16 protein-coding genes are annotated in these 17,145 nt (G+C 45.6%); 14 read left to right on the top strand and 2 right to left on the bottom strand.

What is annotated here, in order from left to right; all coding sequences use genetic code 11:
• Positions 1–127: 127 nt before the first annotated feature.
• The 4 genes from cysK (at position 128) to crr (ending at position 4,132) form a co-directional block, all read left to right on the top strand.
• Positions 128–1,096 carry a cysteine synthase A gene (cysK, locus tag VNE01S_RS14180; RefSeq protein ID WP_053396912.1) on the top strand — a complete coding sequence of 323 codons (969 nt, stop codon included), beginning with the start codon at positions 128–130 and terminating at the stop codon, positions 1,094–1,096.
• A gap of 300 nt (positions 1,097–1,396) precedes the next feature.
• Positions 1,397–1,654, top strand: a complete 258-nt coding sequence (locus tag VNE01S_RS14175; RefSeq protein ID WP_004415108.1) for an HPr family phosphocarrier protein — start codon at positions 1,397–1,399, stop codon at positions 1,652–1,654.
• A 138-nt stretch (positions 1,655–1,792) separates the two neighbouring features.
• Complete coding sequence (gene ptsI, locus VNE01S_RS14170) at positions 1,793–3,517, top strand: phosphoenolpyruvate-protein phosphotransferase PtsI (RefSeq protein WP_053396911.1); 1,725 nt, start codon at positions 1,793–1,795, stop codon at positions 3,515–3,517.
• A gap of 105 nt (positions 3,518–3,622) precedes the next feature.
• On the top strand, positions 3,623–4,132 hold the full coding sequence (gene crr / locus VNE01S_RS14165; RefSeq protein WP_053396910.1) for a PTS glucose transporter subunit IIA: 510 nt from the start codon (positions 3,623–3,625) through the stop codon (positions 4,130–4,132).
• A 65-nt stretch (positions 4,133–4,197) separates the two neighbouring features.
• Here crr and VNE01S_RS14160 read toward each other — a convergent pair whose 3' ends face one another.
• A complete protein-coding gene (locus VNE01S_RS14160; RefSeq protein WP_053396909.1) occupies positions 4,198–5,352 on the bottom strand; it encodes a 2-octaprenyl-3-methyl-6-methoxy-1,4-benzoquinol hydroxylase in 1,155 nt (384 codons plus the stop codon).
• A gap of 289 nt (positions 5,353–5,641) precedes the next feature.
• Between VNE01S_RS14160 and miaB the strand changes: the two genes are divergently transcribed.
• The 5 genes from miaB to lnt all read left to right on the top strand — a co-directional run bounded on the left by miaB (position 5,642) and on the right by lnt (position 11,255).
• Positions 5,642–7,066, top strand: a complete 1,425-nt coding sequence (miaB, locus tag VNE01S_RS14155) for a tRNA (N6-isopentenyl adenosine(37)-C2)-methylthiotransferase MiaB (RefSeq protein ID WP_053396908.1) — start codon at positions 5,642–5,644, stop codon at positions 7,064–7,066.
• 108 nt (positions 7,067–7,174) lie between these two features.
• The gene (locus VNE01S_RS14150; protein WP_053396907.1) at positions 7,175–8,275 is read left to right on the top strand and encodes a PhoH family protein; all 1,101 of its coding nucleotides are present in this window, start codon (positions 7,175–7,177) and stop codon (positions 8,273–8,275) included.
• A complete protein-coding gene (gene ybeY, locus VNE01S_RS14145; protein WP_053396906.1) occupies positions 8,275–8,742 on the top strand; it encodes an rRNA maturation RNase YbeY in 468 nt (155 codons plus the stop codon). Before VNE01S_RS14150 ends, ybeY begins: the two co-directional genes overlap by 1 nt.
• Positions 8,743–8,809: 67 nt before the next feature.
• Positions 8,810–9,709: a CNNM family magnesium/cobalt transport protein CorC gene (gene corC / locus VNE01S_RS14140; RefSeq protein ID WP_053396905.1), complete on the top strand. Its 900-nt coding sequence runs from the start codon at positions 8,810–8,812 to the stop codon at positions 9,707–9,709.
• 37 nt (positions 9,710–9,746) lie between these two features.
• Positions 9,747–11,255 carry an apolipoprotein N-acyltransferase gene (gene lnt, locus VNE01S_RS14135; RefSeq protein ID WP_053396904.1) on the top strand — a complete coding sequence of 503 codons (1,509 nt, stop codon included), beginning with the start codon at positions 9,747–9,749 and terminating at the stop codon, positions 11,253–11,255.
• A gap of 87 nt (positions 11,256–11,342) precedes the next feature.
• Here the strand turns inward: lnt and VNE01S_RS14130 are convergent, their stop codons facing one another.
• Positions 11,343–11,813: a zinc ribbon-containing protein gene (locus tag VNE01S_RS14130; RefSeq protein WP_053396903.1), complete on the bottom strand. Its 471-nt coding sequence runs from the start codon at positions 11,811–11,813 to the stop codon at positions 11,343–11,345.
• A 131-nt stretch (positions 11,814–11,944) separates the two neighbouring features.
• On the opposite strand from VNE01S_RS14130, the gene leuS reads away from it, so the two are divergent.
• From leuS to rlmH, 5 genes are all read left to right on the top strand, one after another.
• Entirely contained in the window at positions 11,945–14,518 is a 2,574-nt protein-coding gene (gene leuS, locus VNE01S_RS14125) for a leucine--tRNA ligase (RefSeq protein ID WP_053396902.1), read from the top strand.
• A gap of 118 nt (positions 14,519–14,636) precedes the next feature.
• Positions 14,637–15,269, top strand: coding sequence for an LPS-assembly lipoprotein LptE (locus VNE01S_RS14120; protein ID WP_053396901.1), 633 nt, complete (start codon positions 14,637–14,639; stop codon positions 15,267–15,269).
• 9 nt (positions 15,270–15,278) lie between these two features.
• On the top strand, positions 15,279–16,292 hold the full coding sequence (gene holA, locus VNE01S_RS14115) for a DNA polymerase III subunit delta (RefSeq protein WP_053396900.1): 1,014 nt from the start codon (positions 15,279–15,281) through the stop codon (positions 16,290–16,292).
• Between the two features lie 59 nt (positions 16,293–16,351).
• Positions 16,352–16,669, top strand: coding sequence for a ribosome silencing factor (gene rsfS, locus VNE01S_RS14110; RefSeq protein WP_053396899.1), 318 nt, complete (start codon positions 16,352–16,354; stop codon positions 16,667–16,669).
• A gap of 3 nt (positions 16,670–16,672) precedes the next feature.
• Positions 16,673–17,143 (top strand): 23S rRNA (pseudouridine(1915)-N(3))-methyltransferase RlmH, encoded by a 471-nt coding sequence (gene rlmH, locus VNE01S_RS14105; protein WP_053396898.1) that lies wholly within the window; start codon positions 16,673–16,675, stop codon positions 17,141–17,143.
• The last annotated feature ends 2 nt before the right edge of the window (positions 17,144–17,145 follow it).

Below are 17,145 nucleotides of genomic sequence, written 5' to 3'. Positions count from 1 at the left end.
AACTTTTTAATCCTTTTCTAGTTTTTTCACCTGTCCTACTCTCTACACAGTCAAATTTTAATAGAACATAAGTAGTTTTGAGAGTTAAATACCCTCGAAGCGAATCAATATGATGAAGGATCACGCCATGAGCAAAATCTACGAAGATAATTCACTGACTATCGGTAACACACCTCTAGTACGCCTGAACAAAGTAAGTAACGGGAAAGTACTTGCTAAGATCGAAGCGCGTAACCCGAGCTTTAGCGTGAAGTGCCGTATCGGTGCAAACATGATCTGGGATGCAGAAAAACAAGGCAAACTGAAACCAGGTGTTGAACTAGTAGAGCCTACCAGTGGTAATACAGGTATCGCGCTTGCTTTTGTTGCCGCGGCTCGTGGTTACAAACTGACTCTGACTATGCCGGAGTCAATGAGTTTAGAACGTCGTAAGCTGCTAAAAGCACTAGGTGCAAACCTAGAATTAACAGAAGCAGCTAAAGGCATGAAAGGCGCGATTACTAAAGCAGAAGAAATTGTGGCAAGCAACCCAGAAAAATACCTACTGCTTCAGCAATTCAACAACCCAGCAAACCCAGAGATCCACGAAAAGACAACAGGACCTGAAGTTTGGGATGCAACAGATGGTGAAGTAGACGTGTTTGTTGCTGGTGTTGGTACTGGCGGTACTATCACAGGTACAAGCCGCTACATTAAAGGCGAGAAAGGCAAGAACATCGTGTCTGTTGCCGTCGAACCTGCTGAATCTCCAGTGATCACTCAAGCATTAGCCGGAGAAGAAATTCAACCAGCGCCACACAAAATTCAAGGTATTGGCGCAGGCTTTATCCCTGAAAACTTGGATTTAGAGCTTCTAGACCGCGTTGAGACAGTAACTTCTGAAGAAGCAATTGAAATGGCTCGTCGCCTAATGGAAGAGGAAGGTATCCTAGCTGGTATTTCATCAGGCGCAGCGGTTGTGGCAGCGAACCGATTAGCAGAACTCCCTGAATTTGAAGGAAAAACAATCGTTACCGTTCTACCAAGTTCAGGTGAGCGTTACCTAAGTACCGCACTCTTTGCAGGTATCTTTACGGAGAAAGAGAACCAGCAATAATATGGTTCGAAATCAATTTTTCGTTTAAAAAAGCCCCGTGTAGGGGCTTTTTTGTTGATCCTTACCTCACCTTTGGTAATATCAGGACAGTTTTATTTCTAGCTTCAAAATAAAAAGCTTAATAAGAAATTATCTCGCTATGAAATCCAACACAGATTGGGGTCATATGTGAAAAATTGATAACCAGTATCAGTTATGACACGGACATTAGGTTCAGTTGATAGCGGATTACAAAGTTAGCAGTTAAGCTAATTCTGGTTAATAAACTATCTAAAATATAAATCAATTGGGGTATATAACATGTACGAGAAGCAAGTAGAAATCACTGCTGAAAACGGTCTTCACACTCGTCCAGCGGCGCAGTTCGTTAAAGAAGCAAAAGCATTTGATGCGGACATCACTGTGACTTCTAACGGTAAAAGCGCTAGCGCAAAGAGCCTGTTTAAACTACAAACTCTTGGTCTAGTGAAAGGTACAGTAGTTTCTATCTCAGCTGAGGGCCCACAAGCTCAACAAGCTGTAGACCACCTAGTTGCTCTAATGGACCAACTACACTAATCCGGTCTACTATTTCTAAAGCCATTTTGTGAAAGCAAAATGGCTTTGTTGGAAATAGAGCAGAATTTAAGCTACTAATTATCGTTAGTGCACTCATTAGTCTCCCGTTTTTAAAGTTGACCAATTTAAGGTAAAGCTATGATTTCAGGCATCCTAGCATCTCCTGGTATTGCTATTGGTAAAGCATTACTACTTCAAGAAGATGAAATTGTCCTAAACACAAACCCTATTTCTGATGCTCAAGTAGAAACAGAAGTTGCGCGTTTCTTTGACGCTCGTAACAAATCTGCTGCACAGCTAGAAACCATCAAGCAGAAAGCACTTGAAACCTTCGGTGAAGAGAAAGAAGCGATCTTTGAAGGTCACATCATGCTTCTTGAAGACGAAGAGCTAGAGGAAGAAATCCTAGCACTTATCAAAAAAGATAAGATGTCTGCTGATAACGCAATTCATACCGTTATCGAAGAGCAAGCATCTGCTCTAGAATCTCTAGACGACGAATACCTAAAAGAACGTGCAACGGATATCCGTGATATCGGTACACGTTTTGTTAAAAATGCTCTAGGCATCAACATCGTTTCTCTAAGCGATATTGAAGAAGAAGTTATCCTAGTCGCTTACGACCTAACACCATCTGAAACTGCACAAATCAACCTAGACTACGTTCTTGGTTTTGCTTGTGACATCGGCGGTCGTACTTCACACACTTCAATCATGGCTCGTTCTCTAGAACTTCCAGCTATCGTGGGTACTAACGACATCACTAAACAAGTTAAGAACGGCGACATGCTGATTCTTGACGCGATGAACAACAAGATCGTTATCAACCCTTCTGACGCTGAAGTAGAAGAAGCGAAAGCAGTGAAAGCGGCATTCCTAGCAGAAAAAGAAGAGCTAGCGAAACTAAAAGACCTGCACGCAGAAACAACTGACGGCCACCGCGTAGAAGTTTGCGGTAACATCGGTACTGTTAAAGACTGTGACGGCATCATCCGTAATGGCGGTGAAGGCGTTGGTCTGTACCGTACTGAATTCCTATTCATGGACCGTGACGCACTTCCAACTGAAGAAGAGCAATACCAAGCGTACAAAGAAGTTGCAGAAGCAATGAACGGCCAAGCTGTGATCATCCGTACTATGGATATCGGCGGCGACAAAGATCTACCATACATGGATCTACCAAAAGAGATGAACCCGTTCCTAGGCTGGCGTGCAGTACGTATCAGCTTGGATCGCCGTGAAATCCTGCGTGACCAGCTACGTGGTATCCTACGTGCATCTGCACACGGTAAACTACGCATCATGTTCCCAATGATCATCTCTGTTGAAGAAATCCGTGAGCTTAAGAAAGCGATCGAAGAGTACAAAGCAGAACTACGCTCTGAAGGTCATGCATTCGACGAAAACATCGAAATTGGTGTAATGGTTGAAACCCCAGCTGCAGCAGCAATCGCACACCACCTAGCGAAGGAAGTGTCTTTCTTCTCTATCGGTACTAACGACCTAACTCAGTACACGCTAGCGGTTGACCGTGGTAACGAGATGATTTCTCATCTATACAACCCACTATCACCAGCAGTACTAACCGTGATCAAGCAAGTGATTGATGCTTCTCACGCGGAAGGTAAGTGGACTGGTATGTGTGGTGAGCTTGCAGGCGATGAGCGCGCAACACTTCTTCTTCTAGGTATGGGCCTAGATGAGTTTTCTATGAGCGGTATCTCTATCCCTAAAGTGAAGAAAGTCGTTCGTAACTCTAACTTCGCAGAAGTGAAAGCGATGGCAGAAGAAGCCCTTTCTCTTCCAACCGCTGCAGAGATTGAAGCTGTTGTTGAAAAATTCATCGCAGAGAAAACTCAATAAACAGTTAATTCCAATAAGATAGACGGCGAAAATAGTCGTCTATCTTGTAAGATTGGTATACTATAATTCGACAGAATTACATAAAAACGTTAGGAGCATGACACAATGGGTCTGTTTGATAAACTTAAGAAGCTTGTATCTGATGACAGCGCTGACGCTGGTGCAATTGAAATCATCGCGCCACTTTCAGGTGAAATCGTAAATATCGAAGATGTGCCAGATGTTGTTTTCGCTGAGAAAATCGTTGGTGACGGTATTGCTATCAAGCCAACAGGCGACAAAATGGTAGCTCCAGTTAACGGTACTATCGGTAAGATCTTCGAGACTAACCACGCATTCTCTATCGAATCTGATGACGGCGTTGAGCTATTCGTTCACTTTGGTATCGACACTGTTGAACTTAAAGGCGAAGGCTTCAAACGTATCGCAGAAGAAGGTCAATCAGTAAAAGCTGGTGACACTATCATCGAATTCGATCTAGCTCTTCTTGAAGAAAAAGCTAAGTCTACTCTTACTCCAGTAGTGATTTCTAACATGGATGAAATCAAAGAGCTGAACAAGCTTTCTGGTTCTGTAACTGTAGGTGAAACTCCAGTTCTACGTGTAACTAAGTAATTCAAACTTAGCGAAATATAAAAAAACGCTGCCAATGGCAGCGTTTTTTGTTGTTCTTAATTTATCTATTTTAACCCAAGAGCATACTTCAAGACCTGCGTTTTAATCGGCCCTGACATTTCGGCCATTTTTAACGCGGCATTTCGAATGAATTTCAATGGCGGTAAGTCGTTGCTAAAGCCCTTATAAAAGAAATCCATTCCCGACTGCATTAGTAAATTATCTGGACGACGCTTACGCTCATACTGCTCAAGCAACTCATTAGACAAGTCTTCTTTGCCATCCGTCACTTCCAGCAAGGCTTCAACATCTTTAAATCCGAGGTTTACCCCCTGCCCCGCTAGTGGATTAATGGTATGTGCGGAATCTCCCACCAATACACACCCTCGATTAAAATAGGATTGCGCATGTCGTCGCGTAAGAGGGAACGCCCCAAACTGCAGAACGCTAATGTCACCCAGTTCTGCTGGAAAGTGGGCAAGAACCTCATTTCTTAGCTGCTCTTTACTCATCGCACAGAGTTGCTTAATACGCTTTGGTGAGTCATACCAGACCAGTGAACCTTGATGCCCACAAAGCGGTAAAAATGAACGTGGGCCGGATGGATTAAACTGCTGCCAAGTAATGTCTTGCTGAGGAAGCTCGGTTTCAACATTGATGAGCATACAATGTTGGCGGTAACCCCACGCGGTGACACCTATTCCCGCTAAATCACGAACCTTGGAGTTTGCACCGTCCGCGCCCACAACTAAGTGAGCTTCGATACAGTCACCAGATGCCAAAGTAATCTTAGATACATCGCCAAATTCAATATGTTCAAGAGTCTCAGGGCATCTCACCTTGATAGTCGAGTGTTTTTCAAATTCCGCCCACAATCCTAACTGTATGAGGCGGTTTTCAACAATGTAACCTAAACGCTCCATATGCAGCTCATCAGAATGGAAACGAGTTCGGCATTCAGGGTGCTCCCACGTTTCTAAGCGGCGATATGGACACACTCGCATTTGTGAGATGTTACCCCAAGCACCCAATTTGTTTAAAACCTCAACTGAATGCTCCGATATTGCAGAAACTCGAATATCCATTGGCTGGTCGGCAGAAAACGGTTGTGGCTCTCTTCCTTCAATGACAACCACTTGCTTGCCCTGCTTAGCAAAACCCAACGCTACCGCAGCACCCACCATGCCCCCACCGATGACGGCAACATCATACTTGCTCATATTTCGTACTTCATCATATTGATTATTTAGCTATTTTTTATTGTACGGTTTCATTACTAAAATGTAACTAAAAACCTTGCCTGTTATCTGGGCAAAGCCCTTGTACAGCATAGGTTTTAACAGAATAAGTGACAACACTAGTCAGTAGGTTTTTAAAGCAGTACAATACGCCGCTTACCGCCGTGAGGGCGGCTAAAACTTGGTCACCAACGGTTAATATCGTCGGTGACTTACTGGAAATATTGGGCGATTTGCTCCCTTAATTTAAACTAACGATCGAGCGAACAACATGAGTAAAAAACTGCTAATTAAAACCTGGGGCTGCCAGATGAACGAATACGATTCATCAAAAATGGCGGATCTGCTGAACGCGGCTAACGGCTATGAACTGACAGAAGAACCAGAAGAAGCAGACGTACTACTACTTAATACCTGTTCAATCCGCGAAAAAGCGCAAGAAAAGGTATTCCACCAGCTAGGTCGTTGGAAAACGCTAAAAGATAAAAAAGAAGGCGTAGTGATCGGTGTTGGCGGCTGTGTTGCCACTCAAGAAGGCGACCACATTCGTGAACGTGCGCCATTTGTAGACGTTATCTTTGGTCCACAGACACTGCACCGTCTACCTGAGATGATCAAACAGTCACAGTCAGATGACGCGCCAGTCATGGACATTTCTTTCCCAGAGATCGAGAAATTCGACCGTCTGCCAGAACCGCGTGCAGAAGGTGCAACAGCGTTCGTGTCTATCATGGAAGGTTGTTCTAAGTACTGTACTTACTGCGTAGTACCTTACACACGTGGTGAAGAAGTAAGCCGTCCAATGGATGACGTGCTATTCGAAATCGCACAGCTAGCTGAGCAAGGTGTACGTGAAGTCAACCTACTCGGTCAAAACGTAAATGCGTACCGTGGTCCAATGCACGACGGTGAAATCTGCTCATTTGCAGAGCTGCTACGCTTAGTTGCCTCAATCGACGGTATCGACCGTATTCGTTTTACCACTAGCCACCCGCTAGAGTTTACTGATGACATCATCGCAGTCTACGAAGACACGCCAGAGCTAGTGAGCTTCCTGCACCTGCCAGTACAAAGTGGTAGTGACCGCATCCTAACCATGATGAAGCGTCCACACACTGGCATCGAATACAAGTCAATCATCCGTAAATTACGTAAAGCGCGTCCTGATATTCAAATCAGTTCTGACTTCATCGTGGGTTTCCCAGGTGAAACAGATAAAGATTTCCAAGACACAATGAAGCTTATTAAAGACGTAGATTTTGATATGAGCTTTAGCTTTATCTTCTCACCTCGTCCAGGCACGCCTGCCGCTGATTATCCATGTGACACTCCTGAACAAGAGAAGAAAGATCGTCTTTACGAACTACAACAAACCATCAACAGCCAAGCGATGCGTTACTCACGCCTAATGCTAGGCACTGAGCAACGTGTTCTTGTTGAAGGTCCATCTAAGAAAAACCTGATGGAACTGCGTGCCCGTACAGAAAACAACCGTGTGGTTAACTTCGAAGGTAACGCTGAGCTGATTGGCCAATTTGTTGATGTGAAGATCACCGACGTATTTGCAAACTCACTGCGTGGCGAAATTGTACGTACTGAAAAAGAGATGGATCTGCGTACTATCATCTCGCCAACGCAAATGATGGCGAAGACAAAACGCGAAGATGAGCTAGGTGTAGCAACGTTTACGCCTTAAAGCTTGAAAATACCTGACTAAGTGACCATCTTAGAAAAAGGATGTAAAGCCATTAGAAGCCCGGTCTAAATCGGGCTTCTACAAAATGGCACAAAATGAGAGGCTACTTTGAGCAATAAAATTGTAACTCTAGAAATCAATCTAGAACCTTCAGATAATCGCCGCTTGGCAAGCCTTTGCGGTCCTTTCGACGACAATATCAAACACTTAGAGCGCCGTTTAGGTGTTGAAATTAGCTATCGTGGCAATTTTTTCACCATCGTGGGTAAACCTCACACCTCTGCGGCAGCACTTGAAATCATCAAAACGCTTTACGTAAACACAGCCCCTGTGCGTGGCAATATTCCTGATATCGAACCAGAAGAAATCCATTTAGCCATCAAAGAAACTGGCATTCTGGAACAAAACACAGAATCGAATATCGAGCACGGTAAAGAAGTTTTTGTAAAGACCAAGAAAGGCATCATCAAACCCCGCACACCGAACCAGGCTCAATACTTGGTCAACATGGTGACACACGATATCTCTTTCGGTATTGGCCCTGCTGGTACGGGTAAAACCTACCTAGCCGTTGCCGCCGCGGTTGATGCGCTTGAGCGCCAAGAAATTCGTCGTATTTTGCTTACACGTCCAGCGGTTGAAGCGGGTGAAAAACTGGGCTTTCTACCTGGCGATTTAAGCCAAAAAGTCGACCCCTACCTTCGTCCACTGTACGACGCATTATTCGAGATGCTAGGCTTTGAGCGTGTTGAAAAACTCATCGAGCGTAATGTCATCGAAGTCGCGCCGCTTGCATACATGCGTGGTCGCACACTCAACGACGCGTTTATCATTCTTGATGAAAGCCAGAACACCACCGTGGAACAAATGAAAATGTTCCTAACACGTATCGGCTTTAACTCGCGTGCTGTTATCACTGGTGACGTCACTCAGATTGACTTACCACGAGGCGCGAAATCAGGCTTACGCCATGCTGTTGAAGTGCTCAATGAAGTCGACGAAATCAGCTTTAACTTCTTCCAGTCAGATGACGTGGTACGCCACCCAGTAGTTGCGCGAATTGTGAACGCCTATGAAAAATGGGAAGCTCAAGATCAAAAAGAGCGCAAAGCCTACGAGAAACGTCGTCGTGAAGAACGTGAAGCAAAGCTGTTAGAATCTCAAAGCACCACCACAGAACAAGCTACTGCGAGTGAGAATAAAGAATAATGAGCATCGAACTAGATCTTCAGCTAGCTGTCGAAGATGAAAATGGTCTACCTAGCTTTGACGATATCCACCGCTGGCTTTGCAGTGCGATTGAAAAGTTTCAACCGCAAGCAGAAGTAACTGTACGAATCGTTGATGAAGAAGAAAGCCACCAACTCAACCATGAGTATCGCGGCAAAGATAAGTCAACCAATGTGCTGTCGTTCCCATTTGAAGCGCCTCCAGGAATGGAGATAGACCTGCTTGGCGACTTAATCATTTGTCGCCAAGTGGTTGAACAAGAAGCCAAAGAGCAAGACAAACCTTTGATGGCACATTGGGCGCATATGGTTGTACATGGTAGCCTGCATCTGCTAGGTTATGATCATATCGAGGATGACGAAGCTGAAGAGATGGAGTCACTCGAAACAGAAATCATGCAAGGTATGGGATTTGAAGACCCGTACATTGCTGAAAAGCAGAGCTAATCCTTAACATCTCGATTAGCTTACGTGTGCTATCACACATCTGATAGCGTTACTTAAATGAGAAACAATGAACGAAGACAATTCGACCTCATCTCTAGAAGGTAAGAAAGAAAAATCTGAAGGTCCGAGTAGAAAGTCCTTCTTCGGCCGCCTAGGTCAAATCTTCCAGGGTGAACCTAAAGATCGCCAAGAGCTTGTGGAAGTAATCCGCGACTCTGAAGAGAACGACCTGATTGACCATGACACACGCGACATGCTCGAAGGTGTTATGGAAATCGCTGAAATGCGAGTGCGCGATATCATGATCCCGCGTTCGCAAATGGTCACCGTTGACCGTAGCGACGATCTCGACGCTCTGGTTAACCTAATCACAGATGCGGCGCACTCGCGCTACCCAGTGATCAGTGAAGATAAAGACCATGTAGAAGGCATCCTGCTTGCGAAGGACTTACTTAAATACTTAGGTTCAGACTGTGCGCCATTTGATATCGAACAAGTCATCCGCCCTGCGGTGGTTGTTCCGGAAAGTAAACGCGTTGACCGTCTACTTAAAGAGTTCCGTGAGGAACGTTATCACATGGCGATTGTCGTAGATGAATTCGGGGGTGTTTCTGGTCTAGTGACTATTGAAGACATTCTTGAAGAAATCGTTGGTGAAATTGAAGATGAATTCGATGATGAAGAAGAGTTAGATATTCGCAAACTGAGTAAACACACCTACTCAGTAAAAGCGCTGACCACCATTGAAGAATTCAATGATAATTTCAAAACCTCTTTCAGTGATGACGAAGTCGATACGGTTGGTGGCATGGTAATGACAGCGTTTGGTCATCTTCCTTCACGTGGTGAAGTGGTAGATATCGAAGGCTACAGCTTTAAAGTCACCTCAGCGGACAACCGCAGAGTGCTGCAGATTCAAGTTACCATCCCCGATGAAGAGCCTCTTCCAGAAATTACCGAAGAGTAACGCTAATATCCCATTAGGGACACTCGAATAAGATACGATGAATAATACGATTTTTCATCGCCTAAAACGGCCGCTCGCGGCCGTTTTTGTTGGCGCTATTACCACACTTTCTTTCGCTCCTTATCAGCTTTGGCCGCTTGCTATTTTAAGCCCAGCCTTGCTACTACTCCTCATCCACCGCCAATCTGCAAAAAGCGCACTAGGGATTGGCTATGCTTGGGGCTTAGGTCAATTTGCCACTGGCATCAGTTGGGTACACATCAGTATTGATACTTTTGGTGGTATGCCAAAGATTGCCAGCCTATTCTTAATGGCGTTGCTGGTCGGTTACCTCGCACTCTACCCCGCTCTCTTCTGCTGGAGCTTGAATCGATTCTTCCCATCAGAAAATCGGATAAAGTTTTTCCTCGTCGCCCCAGCGCTTTGGCTAATTTTTGATTGGCTACGCGGATGGGTCATGACAGGCTTTCCTTGGTTATGGCTCGGCTATAGCCAAATCGATAGCCCACTCGCGAATTTTGCTCCGGTTGGTGGGGTGGAGCTCCTCACATTGCTGGTGATGATAAGCGCAGCCTGTATCAGTTACACCTTGATAAAAAAGCAGTGGATGCACCTGCTCATTCCTGTCATTATTTTTTCCGCAGGTTATGGACTAAAAATTGCCAACTGGGTGACCCCAAATCCTGACAGCACAACTAAGCTCGCGCTCATTCAAGGCAACATTGCTCAAGAACTCAAATGGGTACCAAGCCAGCGTTGGCCAACCATAATGAAGTACACTGACCTTACGCGAGAAAACTGGGATGCGGACATCATCATTTGGCCAGAAGCCGCCGTCCCTGCGTTTGAGTTTGAACTGTCTTCTTTCCTGAGCAATCTAGACTCAGCGGCCAAAATGAACAACAGCGCGGTCATTACCGGGGTCGTCAATCAAGGGGAAGATAAAAAGTTTTACAACAGCATTCTAACGGTGGGTGAAACGACCTACGGCGATTACAGCTATGACATGAGCCAGCGCTATCACAAGCATCACTTGTTGCCCTTTGGCGAATTTGTACCATTTGAGAGCATATTACGACCGCTGGCGCCGTTTTTTAACCTGCCGATGTCATCATTCAGTCAAGGGGACTTTATCCAAGCCAACATTGATGCAAATGGTAAGCAAATGGCCCCCGCCCTCTGCTACGAAATCATCTTTAACGAACAAGTTCGCCAAAACGTCACTGAAGAGACGGATTTCATCCTAACACTATCGAACGACGCTTGGTTTGGTCGTTCGATAGGACCGCTGCAACATATGGAAATAGCGCGGATGCGCGCATTAGAGTTGGGCAAGCCAGTGATTCGCTCAACCAACAACGGGGTAACAGCGGTCACTGATTTCAAAGGAACCGTTGTCGCACAAATCCCACAGTTTGAGACTGGCGTTCTTCGAACTGAAGTCATGTCTACATCTGGGCAAACACCTTACCGACAAGTAGGCAGTTGGCCTTTGTACTTCTGGATTGCTCTTAGCTTGGTGCTAGGGCTCAGAATCAGAGACTAAATAGAGACAATTAAAAACACCCGATACCAAATCCTGATATCGGGTGTTTCAATTTGTTTAAACCATCAGCGTACATTGAGACATAACTTATGGCTTGAGCGATTGTCGGCTAAAACCTGTACAGCCGCATTTAGTGCAAGGAATAATAACAGTCGGATGGTTATATTCGGTTTTATGACCACATTGGTCACAGACTAATACCCCGAGTCCAATCACTTCTCCCGCCTGGTATAACCCTTGGTGCTCAAGATCTTCAAAAAGCTCCACCCACTCCACCTTCGTGCGGTCGGTAATTTCCAGTAAACCCTGCCAAATGGAATCAGCAACCATAAGATAGAAAGGGCCGCTTTTCGACTCTTCATAGTTCTCGGCAAACTCTTTTAAATCCGATTTAACGTAAGCGGAAACCAGCGCTATCTCATCTTTGGTTAAATCATTGGCAGCTCCAACAACCTTACCAGATGTTTCTAAAACGCGGTTAACTTCTTCCGGACTATGTTTGAGTGTATCAACCACGTCCTCAAACATTTCCTCATAACCTTCTTTACGTTTAGGCATAGTTACCCTCCTTACTAAGATTTGAAGAGTGTAGGCTATTGTTGTACCTCTCTCCTTTAGGTATTCTATGACGATCTATTAATGTCTGTTCTAACCGAACTCACAAATTCCAAGATAACCGGATATCATCGATGCAAGAACAATACAACCCACAAGACATTGAACAGAAAGTTCAAAAGCACTGGGACGACAACAAAACCTTTGTTGTAAGTGAAGACCCAAATAAAGAAAAATTCTACTGTCTATCTATGTTCCCATACCCAAGTGGTCGACTGCACATGGGTCACGTGCGTAACTACACCATCGGTGACGTAGTATCTCGTTTCCAACGCCTACAAGGCAAAAACGTGATGCAACCAATAGGTTGGGATGCGTTCGGTCTACCTGCAGAAAACGCAGCAGTAAAAAACAAAACTGCGCCAGCACCTTGGACTTACGAAAACATCGAATACATGAAGAACCAGCTTAAACTTCTAGGCTTTGGTTACGACTGGAACCGTGAGTTCGCAACTTGTACGCCTGAGTACTACCGCTGGGAACAAGAATTCTTCACTAAGCTGTATGAAAAAGGCTTGGTTTACAAAAAGACATCTTCTGTTAACTGGTGTCCAAACGACCAAACTGTTCTAGCAAACGAACAGGTTGAAGACGGTTGTTGCTGGCGTTGTGATACGCCTGTAGAGCAAAAAGAGATCCCTCAGTGGTTCATCAAGATCACTGAATACGCGCAAGAACTACTAGACGACCTAGACAACCTAGACGGCTGGCCTGAAATGGTAAAAACCATGCAGCGCAACTGGATCGGCCGCTCTGAAGGCGTTGAGCTTAAGTTCGAAGTAAAAGGCCAGCAAGACCTAGAAGTTTACACCACGCGTCCAGACACGCTAATGGGTGTGACTTACGTAGGTATCGCAGCGGGTCACCCTCTTGCCGCATTAGCAGCGGAGAACAACCCAGAGCTTGCGGCGTTCATCGAAGACTGTAAGAACAACAAGGTTGCAGAAGCAGAGCTAGCAACAATGGAGAAAAAAGGTATGGCAACTGGCCTTACTGCTATTCATCCATTGAACGGCCGTGAAGTACCAGTATACGTAGCAAACTTCGTATTGATGGACTACGGTACAGGCGCGGTAATGGCAGTACCTGCACACGACCAACGTGACTACGAGTTCGCAACGAAGTACGGCCTAGACATAGTGCCAGTTATCAAGCCTGCTGATGGCAGCGAGCTAGACATCTCTGAAGCAGCATACACAGAGAAAGGTGTACTGTTCGATTCAGGTGAGTTCGACGGCCTAGAATTCCAAGCGGCGTTCGATGCAATTGCAGCGAAGCTAGAAGCAGAAGGCAAAGGCACTAAGACTGTAAACTTCCGTCTACGCGACTGGGGTGTATCTCGTCAACGTTACTGGGGCGCACCAATCCCAATGGTAACGACTGAAGACGGTGAAGTTCACCCAGTACCTGCTGACCAACTACCAGTGATTCTTCCAGAAGACGTGGTAATGGACGGCGTAACCAGCCCAATCAAAGCAGATAAAGAATGGGCGAAGACCACATTCAACGGCGAACCTGCTCTACGTGAGACAGATACGTTCGATACGTTCATGGAATCTTCTTGGTACTACGCGCGTTACTGTTCACCGCAAGCAGACGACATCCTAGATCCAGAAAAAGCAAACTACTGGCTACCAGTAGACCAGTACATCGGTGGTATCGAGCACGCTTGTATGCACCTACTGTACTCTCGCTTCTTCCACAAACTGCTTCGCGATGCGGGCTACGTAACATCTGACGAGCCGTTCAAACAGCTACTATGTCAAGGCATGGTGTTAGCGGATGCGTTCTACCACACGAACGAAAAAGGCACCAAAGAGTGGGTTGCGCCTACTGACGTGACAATCGAACGTGACGGTAAAGGTCGCATCGAGAAAGCAGTCGATAACCAAGGCCGCAACGTTGAGCACTCAGGCATGATCAAGATGTCTAAGTCGAAGAACAACGGTATCGACCCACAAGAAATGGTAGACAAGTACGGCGCTGACACAGTACGCCTGTTCATGATGTTCGCGTCTCCAGCAGACATGACACTTGAATGGCAAGAGTCTGGTGTAGAAGGTGCAAACCGCTTCCTGAAACGTGTTTGGAAGCTGGTTAACGAGCACACATTAAAAGGTGCAGCAGAAGCAGTAGATGCAGCAGCACTAACTGGTGACCAAAAAGCACTTCGTCGTGACGTTCACAAAACTATCGCCAAAGTAACGGATGATATCGCTCGTCGTCAAACGTTCAACACCGCAATCGCAGCGATCATGGAACTGATGAACAAGCTCGCGAAGGCGCCTCAAGAATCAGCACAAGATCGTGCAATCCTTGACGAAGCACTGAAAGCGATCGTTGTCATGCTTTACCCTATCACTCCGCACATCTCATACGAGTTATGGACTGCGCTAGGTGAGTCAGACATCGACAACGCGGCATGGCCAGCATTTGATGAGAAAGCGCTGGTTGAAGACGAAAAACTGATCGTTGTTCAAGTAAACGGTAAGCTACGCGCAAAACTGACGGTTGCAGCAGATGCAAGCAAAGAGCAAGTTGAAGAGCTTGGCCTAAATGATGGGAACGTTACTAAGTTCACCGAAGGCAAAACCATTCGTAAAGTGATTTACGTACCAGGTAAACTTCTAAACATCGTTGCGAACTAATCGGGTTCAACGAAGTCTTAAGCAGGGTGTGAATGCGCCCTGCTTTATTTATCTTAACGCTTTACACATTTCATAAAGTGTTAAGATAAGTATTCCAATAATTGAGAGTCATTAGTCTATGTTTCGTAGAGCATCACGCCTGTTTTCACTTTCTTCTGTCAAGCTCACAGCGGCTATCCTCACAGCTAGTCTACTCACTGGATGTGGTTTCCACCTTCGAGGCGATTACTCTATTCCGGAAGAGCTTAACACACTCTCTCTAACCAGCTACGATTCCTACAGCACGTTCACCAGAATGATGAAAGGTCAGCTTCGTCTGACCGAGATAAACATCGTACCTCCGGCGGAAAATGTACCTAACCTGCACCTGATCAGCGAAAGCGTCAGTGAAAGGACATTATCTCTTTATCAAAACACACGTGCCGCAGAAAAAGAGATCACGTTTAACGCCTCATACCGTGTGACAGCACCAGAAGTGGGCGCAAAGACTTTCTCTACCAGCGTGACGCGTAGCTATCTAGATAACCCACTCAGCGCTCTGGCTAAATCGGTTGAACGTGAAATGATTGAAGATGAAATGCGCAAGCTTGCAGCAACGCAAATCATCCGTCAGATGGCTCGTCTAAAAGCGGATTTAGAGCAAAACACACAAACACCGAATGCTCTCGATACTGAAGATAATACTTATCAAATTAACACCTTCAATACCGATAACGACACCAGCGACAAACAAGCCGTATCCGCTCAATAAGAGGCCACAATGCGCATTTTCGCTGACAGATTAGCGGAGCAGCTCAATAAGCAGCTCCAGCCTACTTATCTTATTTTTGGTAACGAGCCTTTGCTTTTGCAAGAGTCTCGTCAAGCCATCCAAAAAGCAGCCTTTACCCAAGGCTTTGAAGAGCGACATCGCTTCTCTATAGACTCTTCTTTTGATTGGAATGTCGTTTACGACTGTTGCCAAGCAATGAGTCTTTTCTCCGCTCGTCAACTGATTGAATTAGAGCTCCCAGAAACAGGCGTCAACGCGGCTATCGCCAAAGAGTTGCTGGCCATTTCAGAACTCTTGCACGATGACATCATTCTTGTTTTGGTTGGAAGTAAGCTCACCAAAGCCCAAGAGAACGCAAAGTGGTTTAAAGCGCTTTCGAACAAGGGTTGTTGGGTCAACTGCCTAACTCCCGATATTCAAAGATTGCCGCAATTTGTTCAGGCTCGTTGCCGTGCTCTCAATCTGCAGCCAGATCCCGAAGCGGTGCAAATGTTAGCCCAATGGCATGAAGGTAACCTATTTGCCCTAACACAAAGCTTAGAGAAACTGGCGCTAATCTATCCTGATGGGCAACTGAATTTAATTCGCTTAGAAGAATCATTGAGTCGACACAACCACTTTACCGCCTTTCACTGGGTAGATGCCCTTCTTGCCGGTAAAGCCAACCGTGCTCAAAGGATCATGCGCCAACTGGAAGCCGAAGGGGTCGAGGTCGTTATACTCGCGAGAACCATTCAGAAAGAACTCTCCCAGCTGCTCGCAATGTCACAGATGCTAAACACCGCCCCTATGGGCCAAGTGTTTGAACGTTACAAAATTTGGCAATCGAAGCGCCCACTTTATTCTGCCGCACTCAATCGGCTGCCTGCTGTACGACTCCGTCAGCTCGTGCAGTTACTAGCGAAAGTGGAAATTTTGACCAAAACTCAGTACGACCAATCGAGCTGGCCATTATTACATCAGTTAAGTGTTGAGATATGTCAACCTAACGTGAAGCTATGAAAAGCGTGATATACTTCGCCGCCTTAATTTGAACCAGATGAAACAACGAGGACACCACCTTGCAACTTAAAGAGCTTAATGATTTTTTAGTAGATAAGGTCGATGACATGAAAGCACAGGACATCATGACGATTGATGTTCAAGGGAAATCTAGCATTACAGACTACATGATTGTCTGTACGGGAACGTCAAAACGTCACGTCTCTTCCATCGCCGACCATGTTGCAAAAGAGTCTAAATTAGCAGGCGTTGAACCTTTAGGCATTGATGGTGAAGAACAGGGTGAGTGGGTTGTACTCGATATGGGGACGACGATTCTACACGTGATGCAAGAAGAGCAAAGAGAGCTTTACCAACTTGAAAAGCTTTGGGGCTAATGCATGAAGATACAACTGATTGCTGTTGGCACAAAAATGCCAAAGTGGGTTGAAGAAGGTTTTCAAGAATACCGTCGCCGCTTCCCTCATGATATGCCTTTAGAACTTGTTGAAATTCCAGCCGGAAAACGCGGAAAAAATGCCGATATTGCAAGAATTCTGCAAAAAGAAGGCGAAGCGATGCTCGCAGCCGTGCCAAAGGGCAGTCGAATTGTTACCCTAGACATCCCTGGTAAAAAGTGGGACACCCCACAGCTTGCAGAGCAGTTAGAAAGCTGGAAACTAGATGGTCGTGATGTATCAATTTTGATTGGCGGACCAGAAGGATTAGCACCAGCCTGTAAAGCAGCAGCGGACCAAAGTTGGTCTCTGTCAGCGTTGACACTACCACATCCATTAGTCCGCATTGTGATGGCAGAAAGTTTATACCGAGCGTGGAGCATTACTGCGAACCACCCTTACCACCGAGAATAATG

Source organism: Vibrio nereis NBRC 15637 (assembly GCF_001591105.1).
Classification (GTDB): domain Bacteria; phylum Pseudomonadota; class Gammaproteobacteria; order Enterobacterales; family Vibrionaceae; genus Vibrio; species Vibrio nereis.
The sequence above is the reverse complement of the archived record's forward strand: the minus strand, read 5'-3'. Positions and strand labels throughout refer to the sequence as shown.